Below are 16,613 nucleotides of genomic sequence, written 5' to 3'. Positions count from 1 at the left end.
ACCGATGACCACAGAGACCACCACATCCGAGACCCCCGAGACCCCGGGGACCCCGACGACCGAGAACACCTCCGCACCCGCCGCGACCGGCCTCATCGGCCTGCCCACCCCGCTGGGCCGGGCCCTCGCCACCGGCGGCGGCGTCCTCGCCGTCATCTCCACGTTCATGTCCTGGACCTGGACCTCCGCCTTCCCCGGCGACCTCACGGTCTACGGCTACCCGGGCGGCCTGCAGGTCCTCGTCCTGATCGGCGGCCTCCTCACCACCCTGTTCGGCCTCGCCTCCTACGGCGTCAAAGGCCTCGGCGCGCTGACGCCCGGCAGCGCCGACAGCGCACTGAAGATGGCCGCGCTCGGCACCTTCGCCACCGCCTGGTACACCGTCATCGCCATCAGCGACGAACTCGGCGGCGTGGTGAACCTGGACCCCGGCGGCTTCGTCGTCGCGATCGCCACCCTCGCCGCCCTGATCGGCGCGATGTCCCTGCCGTTCGAACGGCCCGAGCCCGACCCGGTCGACCCCGACGACACCGGCTGGGAACTGTTCCGGCACAACACCCGCCAGAACTGGAACACCTTCCGCGCGTCCTTCGCCGCCAAGACCCCCGCCCCGGCCCGCCCCATGGCCGCCTGGGCCGAGATCCTGGTGATCGTCGCCGCCATGGCCGTCGGCCTGATCGTCTTCAGCTACGGCGTCGGCACGTCCTACGACGAACTGTTCATCGGGTTCCTCATCACGGCCGGCTTCGGCTTCGCCGCCCTCTCCAAGGCCGGGATCGTGGCCCGGGTCTCGGCGATCACCGCGAAGCACCGGAACATCACCATGACCGGCGCCTTCCTGGCCGCCGCGGCCTTCCCGTTCACCCAGTCCAACGACCAGTACGCGACCATCGGCGTCTACATCCTGATCTTCGCCACCGTCGCACTCGGCCTGAACATCGTCGTCGGCCTCGCCGGCCTCCTCGACCTCGGCTACGTCGCCTTCCTCGGCGTCGGCGCCTACACCGCCGCCCTGGTCTCCGGCTCGCCCTCCTCCCCCCTGCACGTGCAGTGGCCCTTCTGGGCCTCCGCACTGCTCGGCGCCGCCGTCGCAATGATCTTCGGCGTCATCATCGGCGCACCGACCCTGCGACTGCGCGGCGACTACCTCGCCATCGTCACCCTCGGCTTCGGTGAGATCTTCCGCATCACCGTCCTCAACCTGGACGGCACCTCCGGCCCCGACGTCACCAACGGCTCCAACGGCATCTCGTCCATCCCGAACCTGGACATCCTCGGCTTCGACTTCGGCGCCGAACACCAGATCCTCGGCTCCACCATCGGCCGCTTCGCCAACTACCTGCTCCTGATGCTGATCATCACGCTCATCGTGGTCATCGTCTTCCGGCGCAGCAGCGACTCCCGCATCGGCCGCGCCTGGGTCGCCATCCGCGAGGACGAGACCGCCGCACTCGCCATGGGCATCAACGGCTTCCGTGTCAAGCTCATCGCCTTCGCCCTCGGCGCCTGCCTCGCCGGCCTCTCCGGCTCGGTCCAGGCACACGTCACCTACACGGTGACCCCCGAGCAGTACCAGTTCGCCTACGTCGTCCCGCCCAACTCGGCCTTCCTGCTCGCCGCGGTCGTCCTCGGCGGCATGGGCACCATCTCCGGCCCCCTGGTCGGCGCCTCCCTGCTCTACCTGATCCCGGCCAAGCTGCAGTTCCTCGGCGACTACCAGCTCTTCGCCTTCGGCGTGGCACTCATCCTGCTGATGCGCTTCCGCCCCGAGGGCCTCATCCCCAACCGGCGCCGCCAGCTCGAATTCCACGAAGAGGCCGAAGCGCCCGCCGTCCTCACCAAGGCAGGGGCGTGACCACGATGACCACCGACACCACCGTCCAGGACACCACCCCCGGCGCCACCGACCCCGGCCGGACCGTGCTCGACGCACGCGGCGTGACCATGCGCTTCGGCGGCCTCACCGCCGTACGCAACGTCGACCTCACCGTCAACAGCGGCGAGATCGTCGGCCTGATCGGCCCCAACGGAGCCGGCAAGACCACCTTCTTCAACTGTCTGACCGGCCTCTACATCCCCACCGAGGGCGAAGTCCGCTACAAGGGCCAGGTACTGCCGCCGAAGTCCTTCAAGGTCACCGCCGCCGGCATCGCCCGCACTTTCCAGAACATCCGGCTCTTCGCCAACATGACCGTCCTGGAGAACGTCCTGGTCGGCCGGCACACCCGCACCAAGGAAGGCCTGTGGTCCGCACTCCTGCGCGGCCCCGGCTTCCACCGCGCCGAAGCGGCCTCGCGGGCCCGCGCCATGGAACTCCTGGAATTCGTCGGCCTGGAACACAAGGCCGAACACCTGGCCCGCAACCTCCCCTACGGCGAGCAGCGCAAACTCGAGATCGCCCGCGCCCTCGCCAGCGAACCCGGACTGCTGCTCCTCGACGAGCCCACGGCCGGCATGAACCCCCAGGAGACCCGGACCACCGAAGAACTGGTCTTCAAGATCCGCGACAAGGGCATCGCCGTCCTCGTCATCGAGCACGACATGCGCTTCATCTTCAACCTCTGCGACCGCGTCGCCGTCCTCGTACAGGGCGAGAAACTCGTCGAGGGCGACAGCGCCACCGTGCAGGGCGACGACCGCGTCATCGCCGCCTACCTCGGCGAACCGTTCGAGAACGCGCCCGGCGACGAGGAAGCCGCCGAGGTCGAGACGGCCGAGGCGAACGCCGAGTCCCCGACCGACGCCGCGCCCGGCAAGGAGAACGACCGATGACCGCACTGCTCGAAGTCGAGGACCTGCGAGTCGCCTACGGCAAGATCGAGGCCGTCAAAGGCATCTCCTTCAAGGTCGAGGCCGGCCAGGTCGTCACCCTGATCGGCACCAACGGCGCCGGCAAGACCACGACCCTGCGCACCCTGTCCGGACTGCTCAAGCCGGTCGGCGGACAGATCCGGTTCAACGGCAAGTCGCTCAAGAAGATCCCGGCGCACAACATCGTCTCGCTGGGCCTCGCCCACTCCCCCGAGGGCCGGCACATCTTCCCGCGCATGACCATCGAGGACAACCTGCGCCTCGGCGCGTTCCTGCGCAGCGACAAGCCGGGCATCGAGAAGGACATCCAGCGCGCCTACGACCTGTTCCCGATCCTCGGGGAACGGCGCAAGCAGGCCGCCGGCACCCTCTCCGGCGGCGAGCAGCAGATGCTCGCGATGGGACGGGCGCTCATGTCCCAGCCCAAGCTGCTGATGCTGGACGAGCCGTCCATGGGACTCTCGCCGATCATGATGCAGAAGATCATGGCGACCATCGCGGAACTGAAGTCCCAGGGGACGACGATCCTGCTGGTCGAGCAGAACGCCCAGGCGGCGCTCTCACTGGCCGACCAGGGACACGTCATGGAGGTCGGCAACATCGTCCTGTCGGGAACCGGCCAGGACCTGCTGCACGACGAGTCCGTCCGCAAGGCCTACCTCGGCGAGGACTGACACCCCGCTTCGATACGCCGAGGCCCGCGCTCCCTTCTCCGGAGCGCGGGCCTCGGTGCCGTTACGGGACGTCGTCAGCCCTTGCCGGACTTCTTCTCGTCGCTGTCCACGATGACCGCCTCCGCGACCTGCTGCATCGACATACGACGGTCCATCGACGTCTTCTGGATCCAGCGGAACGCCGCCGGCTCGCTCAGCCCGTACTCCGTCTGCAGGATGGACTTCGCCCGGTCGACCAGCTTGCGGGTCTCCAGACGCAGGGTGAGGTCGGCGACCTCCTTCTCCAGCTCCTTCAGCTCGGTGAAGCGGGAGACCGCCATCTCGATCGCGGGCACCACGTCGCTCTTGCTGAACGGCTTGACGAGGTACGCCATCGCTCCGGCGTCCCGCGCCCGCTCGACCAGGTCGCGCTGCGAGAACGCGGTGAGCATCAGGACCGGGGCGATGGACTCCGCGGCGATCTTCTCGGCCGCGGAGATGCCGTCCAGCTTCGGCATCTTGACGTCCAGGATGACCAGGTCGGGGCGGTGCTCGCGGGCGAGTTCGACGGCCTGCTCACCGTCACCGGCCTCGCCGACGACGCTGTACCCCTCCTCCTCCAGCATCTCTTTGAGATCGAGCCGGATCAGGGCCTCGTCCTCGGCGATGACGACACGGGTCGTCAGCGGAGGCACGTGCGACTTGTCGTCGTCGGGTACGTCGACTGGCTTGGGCGACTCGGCGGCGGTCACGGGGGCTCCTCGTTCAGGGCAGGGCTACTGCTGACAAGAGCCTACCTAGCTGCGGTAAGGTGGACGCGCGGAGGGTCGGGTACGACCTTTGATTCTTCGAGCCCCGGTAGCCCAATTGGCAGCAGGCAACGGATTCAAAACCCGTACAGTGTCGGTTCGAGTCCGACCCGGGGCACTTTTCCTTATTTTCCAAGGTCACGGGATTCAAACGGAGGATCACGTACGCGTGGACCTCGTCTTTTTGCCGCGTGTCGCCGCGGACCTCCTCTCACAGTGGCCTCATGTACGACGTCAGCACACGCAAGCGAGCCCTCGCACTGGTTGCTCAGGGCCGAAGCCTGAACTCCGTCAGCAAGGAGACGGGGGTGTCCCGGGCCGCGATTCGCTCGCGGCAACACCGCCTTGAGCCGCTCCCCCGCATGACGGCTCCAGACCCCGGACCGCCCGCCGACGAACGCGCGTACTCCTACCTGCTGGGCCTCCACCTCGGCGACGGCTGCATCAGCACCCACCCACGCGGCACTGGTCACTACCTGCGGATCGCCTGCGCCGACGCCTGGCCAGGGCTCATCGAACGGTGCCGCGACGCCATCAAGACGGTGCGGCCCGCCGCGGGTGCCTACCTCAAACACGAGCGCCCCATCGTCCTCGCACCCTGGCAGCGCGCGATCGTCGACGCCCACCCCTGGGAGTTCGTCCGCGGCCTCGTCCATTCCGACGGCTGCCGCATCACCAACTGGACGACCCGCATCGTCGCCGGTGAGCGCAGGCGGTACGAATACCCGCGCTACTTCTTCACCAACAAGTCCGACGACATCCGGGGCCTGTACACGGACACCCTCGACGGACTCGGCGTCAGGTGGACGCACTGCGCCCGCGGCGACAACCCGTACAACATCTCCGTCGCCAAGAAGGCCTCCGTGGCCCTCATGGACACCCACGTCGGCCCCGAACACGGACAGGGACCCACCGGTGCTACTTGGGGCTGTCGTCCTCGCCGATGTGGTGGACGCGGACCATGTTCGTGGAGCCGGAGACACCGGGCGGGGAGCCCGCCGTGATGACGACGACGTCGCCCTTGTGGCAGTGGCCGTGCTTCAGCAGCAGTTCGTCCACCTGGTCGACCATCTTGTCCGTCGAGTCGACGTGCGGGCCGAGGAACGTCTCCACGCCCCAGGTCAGGTTGAGCTGGGAACGCGTGGCCGGTTCCGGGGTGAAGGCGAGCAGCGGGATCGGGGAGCGGTAGCGGGAGAGCCGGCGGACGGTGTCTCCGGACTGGGTGAAGGCGACCAGGAACTTCGCGCCGAGGAAGTCGCCCATCTCGGCGGCGGCCCGGGCGACCGCGCCGCCCTGGGTGCGGGGCTTGTTGTTCTCGGTCAGCGGCGGCAGCCCCCTGGCGAGGATGTCCTCCTCGGCGGCTTCGACGATCTTCGCCATGGTGCGGACGGTCTCGACGGGGTACTTGCCGACGCTGGTCTCGCCGGAGAGCATCACCGCGTCGGTGCCGTCGATGACCGCGTTGGCGACGTCGGAGGCCTCGGCGCGGGTGGGCCGGGAGTTCTCGATCATGGAGTCGAGCATCTGGGTGGCGACGATGACCGGCTTGGCGTTGCGCCTGGCCAGTTTGACGGCGCGCTTCTGGACGATCGGTACCTGTTCCAGGGGCATCTCGACGCCGAGGTCGCCGCGGGCGACCATGATGCCGTCGAAGGCGGCCACGATGGAGTCGATGTTCTCGACGGCCTGCGGCTTCTCCACCTTGGCGATGACCGGGAGGCGGCGGCCCTCCTCGGCCATGATGCGGTGGACGTCCTCGACGTCGCGGCCGGTACGCACGAAGGAGAGGGCGATCACGTCGAAGCCGGTGCGCAGTGCCCATCGCAGGTCGGCCTCGTCCTTGTCGGAGAGGGCCGGGACGGAGACGGCGACGCCGGGGAGGTTGAGGCCCTTGTGGTCGGAGACCATGCCGCCTTCGACGACGGTGGTGTGCACCCGGGGACCGTCGACGTGGGTGACTTCCAGGCAGACCTTGCCGTCGTCGACGAGCACGCGCTCACCGGGGGTGACGTCGTCGGCGAGGCCGGCGTAGGTCGTGCCGCACTGCCGGCGGTCGCCCTCGGCGCCCTCTTCGACCGTGATGACGAAGGTGTCGCCGCGTTCGAGGAGTACCGGCCCCTCGGTGAAGTGGCCGAGGCGGATCTTCGGGCCTTGAAGGTCGGCGAGCATTCCGACGCTGCGGCCGGTCTCGTCGGAGGCCTTGCGGACGCGCTGGTAGCGCTCCTCGTGCTCGGCGTAGCTGCCGTGGCTGAGGTTGAACCGGGCGACGTCCATTCCGGCCTCGACCAGGGCCTTGATCTGGTCGTACGAGTCGGTGGCGGGCCCCAGAGTACAGACGATCTTTGCTCGGCGCATGCTTCGAGCCTAGGCCTTACCGGCGGGTAGAGAATTGGTCGCGCATGACGACCCAACAACCTTTGCGTGAAGGCCTATTGACAAGTGTTGAATTGTGCGGGGGCCCGCTCTGATGAGCATCTCGCACAGGTTGAACGCGGGAATGCGTGCGCTCGCTCAATCGATACACCGAACGCACGCTTCCGGCTCACAGCCGTGGCGGTGCCATCGTGAATTGCGCGCCGACCTGAGCGGTCACGCGCAGTTGCGGGGGTTCGAGATCGAGGGGTTCGGCGGGCTCGGCGATTTCGGCGGCGGCCGCCATCCGGCGGACCCCGCCGCCGACGGCAGGGCGTCGCGGCCGCGGCCCCTCGCTGCCGGTGTCGGCGAGTTCGATCAGGGCGACGAGGGAGGTGCCGAGGGCGCCGGCGTACTCGCGGGCGCGCTGTACCGCCTCGGAGACCGCCTGTCGTCGGGCTTCGCCGTGCACCGGTGAGTCGGGGCGCAGCGACCACCAGGGGCCGTCGACCTGGGTGAGTTCCAAGTCGGCCAGTCTGGTCGCGAGTTCGCCGAGGACGGTGAAGTCGGTGAGCTCGGCGGTGAGCTGGACCCGGCCCTGGTAGCTGCGGACCCGTTCGCCGCGGCCGCGCTCGGCGAATTCGGGGGCGATGGAGAAGGTGCCGGTCGACAGGCGGGTCACCGCTTCGCCGTAGGACTTGACGAGGTCGAGGGCGGCGGTGTTGCGGCGGGTGAGGTCGTCCAGGGTGGAGCGGCGGTCGCGGCCCCGGGCGTTCACCGTGACGCCGATCCGGACCAGCTCGGGCTCGACCTCCAGTTCGGCCTCGCCGCGTACGACGAGCAGGGGGGCCTCGGCGGTGCCCGCCGGCCGGCGGTCCTCGGGCGGGGGTGCGGTCATACGCCCCACTGTGTCACGGCATCCTCGGGTGTGCGCACCGGAGTTCACGGTCCGGGTCACCAGATCGCAACCTTCCGGACCTGTTGCCGTCGGTCATGTCCAAGAAAGAATCTACGCGCGTCGTTGACCATTTCTCGAGGAGATCAAGACATGTCCTTGAACCGCCGGAAGTTCCTGACGAAGTCCGCCGTCACCGGAGCGGGGGTCGCGGTCGCCGGTGCGGCGGCGGCTCCGGCGCGGGCCGCCCAGGCCTCCCCGAAGCCCGCCGAGCCCGCCAGGCACCCCAAGCGGTACTCGCTGACCGTCATGGGCACCACCGACCTGCACGGGAACGTCTTCAACTGGGACTACTTCAAGGACGCGGAGTACTCCGACGCCAAGGGCAACGCGCTGGGCCTGGCGCGGATCTCGACCCTGGTGAACCAGGTGCGCGAGGAGAAGGGCCGCTGCAACACCCTGCTGCTGGATGCCGGCGACACCATTCAGGGCACCCCGCTGACGTACTACTACGCCAAGGTCGACCCGATCACCGCCAAGGGCGGTCCGGTGCATCCGATGGCGCAGGCGATGAACGCGATCGGGTACGACGCGGCGGCGCTCGGCAACCACGAGTTCAACTACGGCATCGAGACCCTGCGCAGGTTCGAGAGCCAGCTGCGCTTCCCGCTGCTCGGCGCCAACGCGGTCGACGCCAGGACCCTCCGGCCCGCGTTCCCGCCGTACTTCATGAAGGAGTTCCACGTGCCGGGCGTCCCGCCGGTCAAGGTCGCCGTGCTCGGTCTGACCAACCCGGGCATCGCGATCTGGGACAAGGCCTTCGTCCAGGGCAGGCTGGCCTTCCCGGGGCTGGAGGAGCAGGCCGCGAAGTGGGTGCCGAAGCTGAGGGCGATGGGCGCGGACGTGGTCGTGGTCTCGGCGCACTCCGGCACCTCGGGTACCTCCTCCTACGGCGACCAGGTGCCCTACGTGGAGAACGCGGCCGCGAACGTGGCCAGGCAGGTGCCGGGCATCGACGCGATCCTGGTCGGCCACGCGCACGTGGAGATCCCGGAGCTGAAGGTCGTCAACGAGGCGACCGGGAGGACCGTCGTGCTCTCCGAGCCGCTGTGCTGGGCCGAGCGCCTCACCCTCTTCGACATCGAGCTGGTGTTCGCCAAGGGCGGGTGGGAGGTGGAGTCGGTCGCCGCCTCGCTGCGCAACTCCAGCACGGTCGCCGACGACCCGAGGATCACCCGGCTGCTGAAGGACGAGCACGCCCGGGTGGTGGCGTACGTCAACCAGGTCGTCGGCACCGCCACCGAGACCCTCACCACGGCCGAGGCCCGTTACCGGGACGCCCCGATCATCGACCTGATCACCAAGGTCCAGGAGGACGTGGTGAGGGCGGCCCTGGCGGGCACCGAGTACGCGGCTCTCCCGGTGCTCGCCCAGGCCTCGCCGTTCTCCCGGACCTCCCAGATCCCGGCCGGCGAGGTCACCATCCGGGACCTGTCCGGCCTCTACGTCTACGACAACACTCTGGTCGCCAAGTTGATGACGGGCGCTCAGGTCCGCGCCTATCTGGAGTACTCGGCGGAGTACTTCGTGCAGACGGCCGCGGGCGCGCCCGTCGACGTGGAGAAGCTGACCAACGCCGGCAACCGTCCGGACTACAACTACGACTACGTCTCGGGCCTGCGGTACGAGATCGACATCGCGCAGCCGGCCGGGTCCCGCATCAGGAACCTCAGCTACGAGGGCGCGGCCCTGGACGATGCCCGGCAGTTCGTGCTCGCGGTGAACAACTACCGGGCCAACGGCGGTGGCGCGTTCCCGCACGTGGCCTCGGCCAGGGAGCTGTGGTCGGAGTCGACGGAGATCCGTACCCGGATCGCGGAGTGGGTGACCGCCAAGGGTGTCCTGGACCCGAAGGACTTCGCGTCGGCGGACTGGCGGCTGACCCGCGAGGGCACGCCGGTGTTCTGACAAGACGGCGGGCGCCGGTCCGGGGACCGGCGCCCGTCCTTCAGTCGGCGAGGGGGGTGAGCTGCCTGGGCCGCTGCCCGTTCTGTGGGGGGACCCTGTCCTCGGACCGCTCCAGGCCGAAGCTGGTGAAGGCCGTGCGGGCGGGCAGCGGATAGGGCTCCTTGCCGGTCAGGGAGTTGAGGATGGTGGCGCTGCGCCAGGCGGCGAGCCCCAGGTCGGGGGCGCCGACGCCGTGGGTGTGCAGTTCGGCGTTCTGTACGTACGCCGATCCGGTCACCGACGGGTCGAGGACGAGCCGGAACTGCTGGTCCACGCGCGGGCGTTGGCTGCTGTCCCGGCGCAGGTAGGGGTCGAGTCCGGCGAGCAGCCGCCCCAGGGGGCGTTCACGGTAGCCGGTGGCCAGCACCACGGCGTCGGTGGCGAGCCGGGAGGCGGTGCTCTGCTGGATGTGTTCGAGGTGGAGTTCGATCTTGGCGGTGGCGATACGTCCGGCCGTACGGACCTGGACGCCGGGGGTGAGGACGGCGTCGGGCCAGCCGCCGTGCAGGGTGCGGCGGTAGAGCTCGTCGTGGATGGCGGCGATGGTGTCGGCGTCGATGCCCCGGTGCAGCCGCCACTGGGAGGCGACCAGCCGGTCCCGGACGGGCTCGGCCAGGGCGTGGAAGTAGCGGGTGTGGTCGGGGGTGAAGTGCTCCAGGCCGAGCTTGGAGTACTCCATGGGCGCGAAGGCCTCGCTGCGCCCGATCCAGTGCAGTTTCTCGCGGCCCGCCGGGCGGTGGCGCAGCAGGTCGAGGAAGACCTCGGCGCCGGACTGTCCGGAGCCGACGACGGTGACGTGTTCGGCGGCGAGGAAGGCCTCGCGGTGGTCGAGGTAGTCGGCGGCGTGCACGACGGGCACGCCCGGTGCCTCCACCAGGGGCTTGAGCGGGTCGGGCACATGGGGGACGGTGCCGACCCCGAGCACCACGTTCTTCGCGTAGGTACGGCCCAGTGCCTCGGCCTCCCCTTCGGCGCCGAGCCGGGTGAAGTCGACCTCGAACAGGTCGCGCTCGGAGTTCCAGCGGACCGCGTCCACCTGGTGGGAGAACCGCAGCCCGGGCAGGCTCCCGGCGACCCAGCGGCAGTACGCGTCGTACTCGGCGCGCCGGATGTGGAAGCGCTCGGCGAAGTAGAACGGGAAGAGCCGGTCGCGGGACTTGAGGTAGTTCAGGAAGGACCAGGGGCTGGCGGGATCGACGAGGGTCACCAGGTCGGCGAGGAAGGGGACCTGGATGGTGGCGCCGTCGATCAGCAGCCCGGGGTGCCAGTCGAAGCCGGGGCGCTGTTCGTAGAAGACGGCGTCCAGTTCGGCGAGCGGGTGGGCGAGGGCGGCGAGGGAGAGGTTGAACGGTCCGACGCCGATGCCGACCAGGTCGCGGGGTGCGTCCTGTTCCTGGTGTGGGGGGGTGGGCAGCGAGCTCATTGGGGCGTCGTTCCTTCCACGAGTTTGAGGAGGACGGCCAGTTCGTCCGGCCGGGTGTGGGGGTTGAGGAGGGTGGCCTTGAGCCAGAGTCGGCCGTCCAGCCGGGCCCGGCCGAGGACGGCGCGGCCGTCGTGCAGCAGCCTGCGCCGTATGCCGGCCACGTCGTCGTCGGTGGCCTCGGTGGGGCGGAACAGCACCGTGCTGATGTCGGGCCGGTCGTAGAGCTCGAAACCGGGGTGCTCCCGGACCAGGGCGGCGAACTCCCGGGCCCGGGCGCAGACCTGGTCGACCAGTGCGCCGAGTCCGGAGCGGCCCAGGGTCCTGAGGGTGACCGCGATCTTGAGGACGTCGGGGCGCCGGGTGGTGCGCAGTGAGCGGCCGAGCAGGTCGGGGTAGCCGGCCTCGGTGTCGTCGTCGGCGTTGAGGTAGTCGGCGCGGTGGTGCAGTACGCCGAGTTCGGCCGGGCGGGCGACCGCGAGGAGGCCCGCGGCGACCGGCTGCCAGCCGAGTTTGTGCAGGTCGAGGGTGACGGTGTGGGCGCGCTCCAGGCCGGCCAGCTTGTCCCGGTGCCGGTCGCTGAAGGCGAGGGCGCCCCCGTAGGCGGCGTCGATGTGCAGCCGGGCGCCGTGGGCCGCGCACAGGCCGGCGATCTCGGGCAGCGGGTCGATGAGGCCGGCGTCGGTGGTGCCGGCGGTGGCGGCCACGACGAACGGTTTCGGCAGCTGGGTGAGAGCGGCGTGCAGGGCGGACGGGTCGAGGATGCCGTTCGGTGCCGGGACGACGACCGGGTCGGGCAGGCCCAGCAGCCAGGCGGCGCGAAGCAGTGAGTGGTGGGCGTTGGCGCCGCAGATCAGCCGGACCCCGCCGCCCAGGGTCTCGCGGGCGAGGAGGAGGGCGAGCTGGTTGGACTCGGTGCCGCCGCTGGTGACCACGGCGTCGGAGAGACCGACGGAGTGGGCGAGGCCGCGGGTGACGATGGCTTCCAGGGCGGAGGCGGCCGGGGCCTGGTCCCAGGAGTCCAGTGAGGGGTTCAGGGCGCTGGCGGCGAGGTCGGCGGCGGTGGCGACGGCGAGCGGCGGGCAGTGCAGGTGCGCCGCGCACAGCGGGTCGGCGGGGTCGGCAGCGCCCGCCGCGAGGGCGGCCACCAGGGTGCGCAGGGCGTCGGGGTCGCCGTCGTCCGGGAGTACGTCGCCGACGGCGTCCGCGACCCGCTCGGCCACCGCCTCCGGGCCGCCCGCGGGCAGCGGTCCGCCACGGTCCCGGCCGCCGTCGCGCAGCGCGTCGAGCACGGTGTCGAGCAGGGGCCGCAGGGCGTCGGGGCCCTGGGGTCCGGATGCGAGGGGCGGCGTGCTCATGGGTCTCCTCGGGGCGCCGGCCGAAAGGGGTTGTCCGCGTGGGGAGTTCCAGCTTGTACGGGATCGGGTCTGCGCGCCCCCGAAGCTCAACGATCGGAACCCGAAAGTGGGTACTGCCGTGCGGGGAAAACGTGTCGGGGCGGCTATGCCGGAGCAGGCGGTGACGGGGCGTTGAGACCGGGGCTGACCGGGGTTAACGTCGGTCGGGTGGTTGACGCGTGGATGATCGACGTGCCCGGTGAGCGGGTGCTGGTACGGGAGCCGCTGCCTATCGACGAGGCGCCGCTGCTGGATCTGTTCGAGGCGTGCGAGGACTGGTTCGTGGCGGCTACGGGGCTGCCGTCCGGGCCGGGTGATGTGCAGAGCCTGTTCTACGGGCTGCCCGAGGGCGCCGACCCGGACGACAAGGTGCTGCTCGTACTGGAGCGGGACGGGGTCGTGTCGGGCCTGGTGGACGCGGTGCGCAACCATCCGGTGCCGGGCGCGGTCGCGGTGGGCCTGTTCCTGCTGGCGCCCTGGGCGCGGGGCCGGGGCCTGGGGCGGGCGCTGGCCGAGTCGCTGCTCGCGCATGCCGAGGGGGTGTCGCTGGTGACGGCGAGCGTGCCGCCGGGCTGGCGGTCCGGGGAGTGTTTCCTGGAGCGCCTCGGCTTCACGCTGGGCGCACAGGCGCCCCGGGCGGCCGAGGTGGGCAACCGGCGCGCGGGTCCGCGGGAGGGCGGCGTGCGGCGGGCGGAACTGCGGCCGTCGACGGGCTGAGGTCCCGGCTCAGGGCGTCGGTTCGCTCACGGCTGGAAGTCGGCCGCGTGGTCCTCGGCCCACTGTCCGAAGGTGCGGGCCGGGCTGCCGGTGATCTCCTGGACCGTGGTGGTGATCTCGGGGGCGACGCCGACGGTGTCGGCGAAGGTCCTCAGCAGGCCCCTGACCAGTTCCGGCGGCGTCCGCGGGAAGAGCAGCGGGCCCGCTTCCTCCGGTTCCACCTCGACGAAGGCCAGGTCCCGGCCGACGGCCGCGCCGATCGCGGCGATCTGGCCGGTGTTGGTGGTGGCGGCGGGCCCGGTGAGGCGGTGCGCGGCGCCCTCGTGGCCGTCGTCGAGGAGGGCGCGGGCCGCGACGGCGGCGATGTCGTCCTCGTGGACGGGGGCCGTGAGCATGTCCGCGAAGACACCGCGGACGGTGTTGCCGCTCCGGATCTGGGGCGCCCACTGTAGGGCGTTGACGGCGAACGCGTTGGGGCGCAGGAACGTCCAGGCGAGGCCGCTGTCGCGGATCTGCCGCTCGGCGGTGGCGTGCATGGCGTGGATGGGGTGGGTCTCGTCGGCGCCCTCGCGGATGATCCCGGAGGAGAGCAGGACGGCCTGCCGCACCCCGGCCGCGCGGGCCGCGTCCAGCAGCTCGGGCATCCGTCCGCCGGCGCCCTGGACGTACAGGAAGACCTTGTCCGCGCCCTCGAACAGGGCGGCAAGGCCGTCCGGCCGGAACTTCACCACCTCGGCCCTGCCGGGCAGTGCGGCCCGCTCCGGGGCACGGGTGAGCGCCCGTACGGGAGCTCCGGCGGCGACGAGGCGGCCGACCAGGGCGCGGCCGACGTTGCCGGTGGCACCGGTCACTACGATCACGGGTCTCTCCATGGGTCGGCGGTGCTGGTCCGGCACCGAGCCTAGGAGCGGCGGCGGGCCCCCGCATCGTCATCGGGGACCAGCCGCGCCCGTGTCGTCCTACGTCGGCGGCCCTACGCCTCCCGGATCCGCAGTGCCCTTTCCAGGTCGTCGAGTTCGTCGGTCAGGCGGCGGCGCAGAGCGGTGACGGGGTCGCCGTCGCGCAGGCAGGCCCGGCCCAGGGCGAGGTTCTCGGCGTCGACGGCGTGGGAGGGGAAGGCCTCCCGGCCGGCGACGGCCGCGATGGCGGGGCCGCGCCGGGCGGCGACGGCGGCCGCCTCCTCGTAGTAGCGCGGCACGTACTCCCTCACCAGGTCGGCCTGTTCGGGGTGCCAGAAGCCCTGGGCGGTGGCGGTGAACAGGTAGTTGGACAGGTCGTCGCCGGTGAACATGGCCTCCCAGGCCCTGCGCTTGGCCTCGGGGTCGGGCAGCGCGGCCCGGCAGCGGGCGGCGCCCTCCTGGCCGCTGGCGCTGGGGTCGCGGGCCAGCTCGGCGGCGATCTGCGCCTCGTCGGTGGCGCCGAGGACGGCGAGCCGGCTCAGGATGCGCCAGCGCAGCTCGGGGTCGAGCTCGGGGCCGCCGGGCACCGTGCCCTCGGTGAGCCAGGCGGCGATGGTGTCCGGGTGGGCGGCCGCGCGGACGAAGTGGCGTACGGCGATCAGGCGCAGGCCGGGGTTGTCGCCGTCCTCGGTGCGCCGGATGAAGTCGCGGCACAGGGCGGAGACGGTGGCGAGGGCGGCCGGACGGTCCTCGGGCCTGAGGTACCGGTCGACGACGTGGACCGTGGTGAAGGCCAGCACGCCTTGGACGAGGGCGAGGTCGGTCTCGCGCGGGAGGTGGGCGCGGGCGGTCTCCAGGTAGTCGGCGGGCGGGAGTTCGCCGTCGCGGACCGCGTCCCGCAGGGCGTTCCACACCACCGCGCGGGTGAGCGGGTCGGGCAGGCCCGACAGGTCGGCGCGGACCGCCTTGGCGGACTCGGCGTCGAAGCGGACCTTGGCGTAGGTGAGGTCGCCGTCGTTGAGCACGAGCAGTGCGGGGCGCTTGCCGACGGCCTGCGGAGTGTTCTGCGGGACGTCGAGGTCGATGCGCTCGCGCAGGGTGAGCCCGCCCGCGTCGGCGAGGTCCCGGTCGTAGACGCCGACGCAGACGCGGTGCGGGCGGTTGCCGGCGTGCTCGACGGTGAGGGTGCGGGTGCCGTCGGGGGCGGTGGCGAGGACCGGGGTGAGGGTGTCGACGCCGGTGGTGCGCAGCCAGGCGTCGGCCCAGGCGTGTACGTCGCGTTCGGTGCCGGCGGCCAGGGAGTCGATGAAGTCGGCCAGGGTGGCGTTGCCGAACCGGTGCCGCCGGAAGTGGATGTTGATGCCGGCGAGGAAGTCCTTCTCGCCCATCCAGGCGACCAGTTGGCGCAGTGCGGAGGCGCCCTTGGCGTAGGAGATGCCGTCGAAGTTGAGCAGGGCGGCGGCGGTGTCGTCGACGGCCTCGGGGGCGACCGGGTGGGTGGAGGGGCGCTGGTCGGCGTCGTAGCCCCAGGCCTTGCGGGCCACGCCGAAGTCGACCCAGGTGTCGGCGAAGCGGGTGGCCTCGGTGAGGGTCTGGTAGCCCATGTACTCGGCGAACGACTCGTTCAGCCAGATGTCGTCCCACCACTTCAGGGTGACGAGGTCGCCGAACCACATGTGGGCCATCTCGTGGGCGATGACCATCGCGCGGGTCTGCCGCTCGGTGTCGGTGACGGCGGAGCGGTAGACGAACTCGTCGCGGAAGGTGACCAGGCCGGGGTTCTCCATGGCGCCGGCGTTGAACTCGGGGACGAACGCCTGGTCGTAGGAGTCGAAGGGGTAGGGCTCCTCGAACTTCTCGTGGTAACGGTCGTAGCAGGCGCGCGTGATGTCGAGGATCTCCTCGGCGTCGGCGTCGAGGTGCGGCGCCAGCGAGCGGCGGCAGTGGATGCCGAAGGGCAGGCCGCGGTGCTCGGTGCGCACCGAGTGCCAGGGGCCGGCGGCGACGGCGACCAGGTAGGTGGAGACCAGCGGGGTGGCGGCGGCCCGCCAGCGGCCCTCGCCGAGGTGCTCGGTGACCCCGTTGGCGAGCACGGTCCAGTCTTCGGGGGCCCTGACGGTCAGCTCGAAGACGGCCTTCAGGTCGGGCTGGTCGAAGGCGGCGAAGACGCGCTGTACGTCGTCGAGGAAGAGCTGCGTGTAGACGTAGGTCTCGTCGTCCGTGGGGTCGGTGAAGCGGTGCATGCCCTCGCCGGTGCGGGAGTAGCGCATCGTGGCGTCGACGCGCAGTTCGTGCTCCCCGGCGGCGAGGTTCTTCAGGGGCAGCCGGTCCTCGTGCAGCGTCCCGGGGTCGAGGGGTTGTCCGTCGAGGCTGACGGCGCGCAGTTCGGCGGGCTTCATCTCGACGAAGGTGTCGCCGTCGGACCGGGCCGTGAACCTGATCACGGTGCGGGAGTCGAAGGTCTCGTCCCCGGTGGTCAGGTCGAGGTCGATCGTGTAGCGGTGGACGTCGAGGAGCTCGGCGCGGCTCTGCGCTTCGTCGCGAGTCAGTACGGACATGCGGGCCATGCTGCCCGATGACACCGACAACGCACAGGGGTGGGGGTGTTACGCGGCTTATGTCCGCTCCTGGCCGTGGCGTGGGAGGAGACGGC

At 70.8% G+C, this 16,613-nt stretch carries 12 protein-coding genes, 1 tRNA gene and 1 pseudogene; 7 read left to right on the top strand and 7 right to left on the bottom strand.

The window, feature by feature from the left end:
• Positions 1 to 4: 4 nt before the first annotated feature.
• From ACFXI4_RS04005 to ACFXI4_RS03995, 3 genes are read left to right on the top strand one after another with little or no spacing between them, the layout of a single operon-like run.
• Complete coding sequence (locus ACFXI4_RS04005) at positions 5 to 1,855, top strand: branched-chain amino acid ABC transporter permease (RefSeq protein WP_384987959.1); 1,851 nt, start codon at positions 5 to 7, stop codon at positions 1,853 to 1,855.
• A 5-nt stretch (positions 1,856 to 1,860) separates the two neighbouring features.
• Complete coding sequence (locus ACFXI4_RS04000) at positions 1,861 to 2,772, top strand: ABC transporter ATP-binding protein (RefSeq protein WP_384988310.1); 912 nt, start codon at positions 1,861 to 1,863, stop codon at positions 2,770 to 2,772.
• Positions 2,769 to 3,485, top strand: a complete 717-nt coding sequence (locus tag ACFXI4_RS03995; RefSeq protein WP_362722770.1) for an ABC transporter ATP-binding protein — start codon at positions 2,769 to 2,771, stop codon at positions 3,483 to 3,485. The genes ACFXI4_RS04000 and ACFXI4_RS03995 overlap by 4 nt, the downstream gene beginning before the upstream one ends.
• A gap of 74 nt (positions 3,486 to 3,559) precedes the next feature.
• Here the strand turns inward: ACFXI4_RS03995 and ACFXI4_RS03990 are convergent, their stop codons facing one another.
• Entirely contained in the window at positions 3,560 to 4,216 is a 657-nt protein-coding gene (locus ACFXI4_RS03990) for an ANTAR domain-containing response regulator (RefSeq protein ID WP_384987957.1), read from the bottom strand.
• A 100-nt stretch (positions 4,217 to 4,316) separates the two neighbouring features.
• Here ACFXI4_RS03990 and ACFXI4_RS03985 point away from each other — a divergent pair.
• Both ACFXI4_RS03985 and ACFXI4_RS03980 read left to right on the top strand, forming a co-directional pair.
• A tRNA-Leu gene (locus ACFXI4_RS03985) sits at positions 4,317 to 4,391 on the top strand.
• A 106-nt stretch (positions 4,392 to 4,497) separates the two neighbouring features.
• Positions 4,498 to 5,172, top strand: a pseudogene (locus ACFXI4_RS03980) (transcriptional regulator); the annotation flags it as partial.
• Positions 5,173 to 5,191: 19 nt separating this feature from the next.
• Here the strand turns inward: ACFXI4_RS03980 and pyk are convergent.
• The gene (pyk, locus tag ACFXI4_RS03975; RefSeq protein ID WP_384987955.1) at positions 5,192 to 6,628 is read right to left on the bottom strand and encodes a pyruvate kinase; all 1,437 of its coding nucleotides are present in this window, start codon (positions 6,626 to 6,628) and stop codon (positions 5,192 to 5,194) included.
• Positions 6,629 to 6,815: 187 nt separating this feature from the next.
• Positions 6,816 to 7,523, bottom strand: a complete 708-nt coding sequence (locus tag ACFXI4_RS03970; RefSeq protein WP_384987953.1) for an SIMPL domain-containing protein — start codon at positions 7,521 to 7,523, stop codon at positions 6,816 to 6,818.
• A gap of 150 nt (positions 7,524 to 7,673) precedes the next feature.
• Here ACFXI4_RS03970 and ACFXI4_RS03965 point away from each other — a divergent pair, with 150 nt between their 5' ends.
• Positions 7,674 to 9,488, top strand: coding sequence for a bifunctional metallophosphatase/5'-nucleotidase (locus ACFXI4_RS03965; RefSeq protein ID WP_384987951.1), 1,815 nt, complete (start codon positions 7,674 to 7,676; stop codon positions 9,486 to 9,488).
• 40 nt (positions 9,489 to 9,528) lie between these two features.
• On the opposite strand, the gene ACFXI4_RS03960 is transcribed toward ACFXI4_RS03965, so the two are convergent.
• Both ACFXI4_RS03960 and ACFXI4_RS03955 read right to left on the bottom strand, forming a co-directional pair.
• Complete coding sequence (locus ACFXI4_RS03960; RefSeq protein WP_384987949.1) at positions 9,529 to 10,950, bottom strand: lysine N(6)-hydroxylase/L-ornithine N(5)-oxygenase family protein; 1,422 nt, start codon at positions 10,948 to 10,950, stop codon at positions 9,529 to 9,531.
• Positions 10,947 to 12,305 carry a pyridoxal phosphate-dependent decarboxylase family protein gene (locus tag ACFXI4_RS03955; protein WP_384987947.1) on the bottom strand — a complete coding sequence of 453 codons (1,359 nt, stop codon included), beginning with the start codon at positions 12,303 to 12,305 and terminating at the stop codon, positions 10,947 to 10,949. The genes ACFXI4_RS03960 and ACFXI4_RS03955 overlap by 4 nt, the downstream gene beginning before the upstream one ends.
• Positions 12,306 to 12,512: 207 nt before the next feature.
• On the opposite strand from ACFXI4_RS03955, the gene ACFXI4_RS03950 reads away from it, so the two are divergent.
• Complete coding sequence (locus ACFXI4_RS03950; protein WP_384987945.1) at positions 12,513 to 13,061, top strand: GNAT family N-acetyltransferase; 549 nt, start codon at positions 12,513 to 12,515, stop codon at positions 13,059 to 13,061.
• 26 nt (positions 13,062 to 13,087) lie between these two features.
• Here the strand turns inward: ACFXI4_RS03950 and ACFXI4_RS03945 are convergent, their stop codons facing one another.
• Together ACFXI4_RS03945 and pepN are read right to left on the bottom strand one after the other, a co-directional pair.
• Positions 13,088 to 13,921, bottom strand: a complete 834-nt coding sequence (locus ACFXI4_RS03945) for an NAD(P)H-binding protein (RefSeq protein WP_384987943.1) — start codon at positions 13,919 to 13,921, stop codon at positions 13,088 to 13,090.
• 113 nt (positions 13,922 to 14,034) lie between these two features.
• Positions 14,035 to 16,518 (bottom strand): aminopeptidase N, encoded by a 2,484-nt coding sequence (gene pepN / locus ACFXI4_RS03940; protein WP_384987941.1) that lies wholly within the window; start codon positions 16,516 to 16,518, stop codon positions 14,035 to 14,037.
• Between the last annotated feature and the right edge of the window lie 95 nt (positions 16,519 to 16,613).

It is taken from the genome of Streptomyces sp. NPDC059224 (genome assembly GCF_042754285.1).
Lineage (GTDB): Bacteria > Actinomycetota > Actinomycetes > Streptomycetales > Streptomycetaceae > Streptomyces.
This window is presented reverse-complemented; position numbering and strand designations above follow the sequence as displayed.